Raw genomic sequence first — 5,805 nt, 5'->3', positions numbered from 1 at the left:
AACATAAGATTATATATAAAGTAAGAATAATAAGAGAATTAACAAGTCCGCAATGAGCTACTTTCCCCCTGCCAGTAAGGCGTAGTATCATCACCCACGATGTGCTTAGCTTCTTGGTTCGGGATGGAGCAAGGCGTCTCCACATCTGTATAATCACGGACATTGTTATTTAAATATTCTATTTAAATACAGCACAATAAAAACTAGATTGAAATCATTTTTATTTTAGTTTTCATCTTATTCTTATATTTAGATGTTTCATTAAACTAAATCATTTTATTGTTTTAGAATACTTAAAAAACAATGTTAAGAGCAAGTTCTAATATAAACTTTACTTATAAGATTTTATAAGCTAAATATAGTTTTCATATAAAAACACTCAAAGCTTTATTAAAAACCTTAACAAGGAAGTGATGCTTAAATAAGATAAGCCAAACGCTCTATTAGTACTGGTCAGCTAAAGGACTTTCATCCATTACACACCCAGCCTATCAAACTAGTAGTCTTCTAGAGAGCTTAGAGAAGATTCATCTTAGAGTTGGCTTCACGCTTAGATGCTTTCAGCGTTTATCCGTTCCAAACTTAGCTACGCTGCGATGCTCTTGGCAGAACAACAGCTACACCAGTGGTTTGTTCAACCCGGTCCTCTCGTACTAGGGTCAAATCTCTTCAATCTTCTTACGCCCACGGCAGATAGGGACCGAACTGTCTCACGACGTTCTGAACCCAGCTCGCGTACCGCTTTAAATGGCGAACAGCCATACCCTTGGGACCTGCTCCAGCCCCAGGATGCGATGAGCCGACATCGAGGTGCCAAACCTCCCCGTCGATGTGAGCTCTTGGGGGAGATCAGCCTGTTATCCCCGGGGTACCTTTTATCCTTTGAGCGATGGCCCTTCCACACAGAACCACCGGATCACTAAGACCGACTTTCGTCTCTGCTTGACTTGTATGTCTTGCAGTTAAGCTGGCTTATACCTTTATACTCTACGAACGATTTCCAACCGTTCTGAGCCAACCTTTGTAAGCCTCCGTTATTATTTGGGAGGCGACCGCCCCAGTCAAACTACCCACCAGACATTGTCCCACTTGAGGATAACTCAAGCTGGTTAGCTACCCAAATAAGAAAGAGTGGTATCTCAACAACGGCTCATATACAACTGGCGTCATATACTCAAAGCCTCCCACCTATCCTGCACATTCTTATCCAAATAGCAGTGTCAAGCTGTAGTAAAGGTCCACGGGGTCTTTCCGTCTTGCCGCGGGTAGGAGGAATTTTCACCTCCACTACAATTTCACTGGATCCCTCTTTGAGACAGCTCCCATCTCGTTACGCCATTCATGCAGGTCGGTATTTAACCGACAAGGAATTTCGCTACCTTAGGACCGTTATAGTTACGGCCGCCGTTTACTCGGGCTTCGATCAAGAGCTTCGCTAATGCTAACCCCATCAATTAACCTTCGAGCACCGGGCAGGCGTCACACCCTATACATCCTCTTACGAGTTAGCAGAGTGCTGTGTTTTTGGTAAACAGTCGGGAGGGACTCTTTGTTGTAAGTTTCTTCGCTTTCGGAGTAAATCCTAATACGAAGCGAACCACACCTTATACCGAAGATACGGTGCTATTTTGCAGAGTTCCTTAAAGAGAGTTCTTCCACGCGCCTTAGAATACTCATCCCACCCACCTGTGTCGGTTTACGGTACGGGCAACATTAGCTAAACTTAGAAACTTTTCTTGGCTCGACGGCATCAGCAATTCTCCTCGCTGTCCGAAGACTTTGAAGAGCCTTTCAGTTCTCGGAGTATTGTTATACGGATTTGCCTATATAACCTCCTACGACCTTAGACTAGCACTTCCATCCGCTAGCTTGCTTAGCCCTAAGCGTCCTTCCATCGCACACTAATGTTGGTATTGGAATATTAACCAATTTGCCATCGTCTACCCCTTTCGGACTCGACTTAGGACCCGACTAACCCTACGATGACGAGCATCGCGTAGGAAACCTTGGGTTTACGGCGTTAATGATTCTCACATTAATTATCGCTACTCATGCCTGCATGCTCACTTCTATTCGCTCCAGCACTCCTTACCGGTATACCTTCGGCGCAAATAGAACGCTCTCCTACCACTTGATAAAATCAAGTCTACAGCTTCGGTACTTACTTTAGCCCCGTTATATTTTCCGCGCAAAATCACTAGACCAGTGAGCTATTACGCTTTCTTTAAAGGATGGCTGCTTCTAAGCCAACCTCCTGGTTGTTTAAGTAACTTCACATCGTTTTCCACTTAAGTAAGATTTAGGGACCTTAGCTGGTAGTCTGGGTTGTTTCCCTCTTGACGACGGATTTTATCACTCGCCGCCTGACTGCTGTGATTACATATAAGGTATTCGGAGTTTGATAGGGTTTGGTACATTGGTGTATGCCCTAGCCCATTCAGTGCTCTACCCCCTTATACTACGACACAACGCTATACCTAAATATATTTCGGAGAGAACCAGCTATCACGAAGTTTGATTGGCCTTTCACCCCTATCCACAAGTCATCCGGGGGCTTTTCAACGCCTATCGGTTCAGTCCTCCACTAGTTCTTACACTAGCTTCAACTTGCTCATGGATAGATCACTTCGTTTCGGGTCTGCAGCATCTGACTTAAGCGCCCTATTCAGACTCGCTTTCGCTACGGCTTCGCGTGTGCTTAACCTTGCCAGACACCACAACTCGCAGGCTCATTATGCAAAAGGCAGTCCATCACACTGTATTGCTACATAGTGCTCTGAATGATTGTAAGCAAATGGTTTCAGGTTCTATTTCACTCTGATCACCTCAGTTCTTTTCACCTTTCCCTCACGGTACTTGTGCACTATCGGTCTGGTAGTAGTATTTAGGGTTGGATCGTGGTCGACCCAGCTTCAGACAGGATTCCTCGTGTCCCGCCCTACTCAGGATACTGCTAGCTAAGGTTTGGTTTTCGTATACGGGACTATCACCCTCTATGGCTACACTTTCCAGAGTGTTCTACTAACCTTACCTATTGCACATTGCAGTCCTACAACCCCCAGTGCAAGCACTGGGTTTGCCCTCTTGCGCTTTCGCTCGCCGCTACTGACGCAATCTCTATTGATTTCTTTTCCTGTAGGTACTAAGATGTTTCAATTCCCTACGTTCGCTCCATTATGGTAGTATATATCTCTATATACTGGGTTGCCCCATTCGGAAATCTACGGATCAAAGCTTCTTGACAGCTCCCCGTAGCTTATCGCAGTCTAGTACGTCCTTCATCGCCTTTACCAGCCAAGGCATCCACCATTCGCTCTTAATAGCTTACCTTTTAAATTCATTCTAAAACGCATCACTTCCTTGTTAAAGTTTTTATGATAAGACTTTACTATCTTAAGACGGAAAGCATTTAAACACTTAATAAAACTAAATAAATTAGTCTCACTAAGCTGCGAGTTTAAAACTTGTCTTTAACTAAAAGCTAAAGAAAAGATAGTTAGGTTTTATCCTTTAACAAGTCCTGTAAAATTGTTTTTATTAAAACTTGCTTGTGACTCTTAACAATGATAATTCAAATAACATTAAATAACTAATCTAATATATAAAATATTCTATTATTTATTTAGCTTAGGTCTTAAAACCTAAAGGAAGTATATATAAAGAGTTTAAATAATTTAAAAACATAAGCAATAAAGTATTTTACTTTATTTACTGCTTTATTATTAGCTATATACTTGCTTTAAGTTTTAAAACTTTATTATATGATTGATAAACAAATCTTTTTTATGGTGGGCCTAACAAGACTTGAACTTGTGACCTCACCCTTATCAGGGGTGCACTCTAACCAGCTGAGCTATAGGCCCTTAATAAATGGTGGAGAATAGCGGGATCGAACCGCTGACCTCCTGCGTGCAAAGCAGGCGCTCTCCCAGCTGAGCTAATTCCCCAAAATTAGCTTTTCATCAATCTTTGAAATCTAAACAAGGATGATTGAGTCTATATATGAACTGATAGTTGTGAGACTTATCAGTTTGTACTCTAGAAAGGAGGTGATCCAACCGCAGGTTCTCCTACGGTTACCTTGTTACGACTTCACCCCAGTCGCTGATTCCACTGTGGACGGTAACTAGTTTAGTATTCCGGCTTCGAGTGAAATCAACTCCCATGGTGTGACGGGCGGTGAGTACAAGACCCGGGAACGTATTCACCGTAGCATGGCTGATCTACGATTACTAGCGATTCCGGCTTCATGCTCTCGAGTTGCAGAGAACAATCCGAACTGGGACATATTTTATAGATTTGCTCCACCTCGCGGTATTGCGTCTCATTGTATATGCCATTGTAGCACGTGTGTCGCCCTGGGCATAAGGGCCATGATGACTTGACGTCGTCCACACCTTCCTCCTCCTTACGAAGGCAGTCTATTTAGAGTGCTCGGCCAAACCGTTAGCAACTAAATACGTGGGTTGCGCTCGTTGCGGGACTTAACCCAACATCTCACGACACGAGCTGACGACAGCCGTGCAGCACCTGTCTCTAAGTTCTAGCAAGCTAGCACCCTCTTATCTCTAAAAGGTTCTTAGGATATCAAGCCCAGGTAAGGTTCTTCGCGTATCTTCGAATTAAACCACATGCTCCACCGCTTGTGCGGGTCCCCGTCTATTCCTTTGAGTTTTAATCTTGCGACCGTACTCCCCAGGCGGTACACTTAATGCGTTAGCTGCATTACTGAGATGACTAGCACCCCAACAACTAGTGTACATCGTTTAGGGCGTGGACTACCAGGGTATCTAATCCTGTTTGCTCCCCACGCTTTCGCGCCTTAGCGTCAGTTAAGTTCCAGCAGATCGCCTTCGCAATGGGTATTCTTGGTGATATCTACGGATTTTACCCCTACACCACCAATTCCATCTGCCTCTCCCCCACTCTAGACTACCAGTTTCCCAAGCAGTTCAACGGTTAAGCCGTTGGATTTCACAAGAGACTTGATAATCCGCCTACGCGCCCTTTACGCCCAGTGATTCCGAGTAACGCTTGCACCCTCCGTATTACCGCGGCTGCTGGCACGGAGTTAGCCGGTGCTTATTCCTTAGGTACCGTCAGAATTCTTCCCTAAGAAAAGGAGTTTACGCTCCGAAAAGTGTCATCCTCCACGCGGCGTTGCTGCGTCAGGGTTTCCCCCATTGCGCAATATTCCCTACTGCTGCCTCCCGTAGGAGTCTGGACCGTGTCTCAGTTCCAGTGTGACTGATCATCCTCTCAGACCAGTTAAGCGTCATAGCCTTGGTGAGCCATTACCTCACCAACTAGCTGATACTATATAGTCTCATCCTACACCGAAAAAACTTTCCCTACTCAACTTGTGTTAAGCAGGAGTATAGAGTATTAGCAGTCGTTTCCAACTGTTGTCCTCTTGTGTAGGGCAGATTAACTATACCTTACTCACCCGTGCGCCACTAATCCACTTCTAGCAAGCTAAAAGCTTCATCGTTCGACTTGCATGTATTAGGCACGCCGCCAGCGTTCACTCTGAGCCAGGATCAAACTCTCCATAAAAATAATTGGATAAGTTTAATCTTTTTCTTCAAAGAAAAAGTTGATTGTTAAGATTTAAAAATAAATCTTTCTGGCTCAATCGATCACTTATTTAGATTTCAAAGATTGACTATAAGATTTGATTAACAATATTAATAATTTAAAGAACAAATACTAAAAATTAAGACAAAAAGTCTTAGCTTTTTAAAACCCTTTCGTTTGAAAAGGAAATGAAATTATAGCAATAAAAGCTTAAAGTTTTATTAAATA

Annotated in this window: 2 tRNA genes and 3 rRNA genes; all 5 read right to left on the bottom strand. The window is 43.4% G+C overall.

Annotated elements, in window-relative coordinates:
- Positions 1-44 precede the first annotated feature (44 nt).
- Positions 45-161 (bottom strand): 5S ribosomal RNA (gene rrf, locus L8V82_RS07670).
- A gap of 261 nt (positions 162-422) precedes the next feature.
- A 23S ribosomal RNA gene (locus L8V82_RS07665) occupies positions 423-3,330 on the bottom strand.
- A 456-nt stretch (positions 3,331-3,786) separates the two neighbouring features.
- Positions 3,787-3,863, bottom strand: a tRNA-Ile gene (locus L8V82_RS07660).
- Positions 3,864-3,871: 8 nt separating this feature from the next.
- Positions 3,872-3,947 (bottom strand) — tRNA-Ala (locus L8V82_RS07655).
- 95 nt (positions 3,948-4,042) lie between these two features.
- Positions 4,043-5,556 (bottom strand): 16S ribosomal RNA (locus L8V82_RS07650).
- Together the 16S, 23S and 5S rRNA genes with 2 tRNA genes alongside form the textbook arrangement of a ribosomal RNA operon.
- Between the last annotated feature and the right edge of the window lie 249 nt (positions 5,557-5,805).

The organism is Campylobacter sp. IFREMER_LSEM_CL2151, assembly GCF_025771725.1.
In the GTDB taxonomy this organism is placed as follows: domain Bacteria; phylum Campylobacterota; class Campylobacteria; order Campylobacterales; family Campylobacteraceae; genus Campylobacter_D; species Campylobacter_D lari_C.
This window is presented reverse-complemented; position numbering and strand designations above follow the sequence as displayed.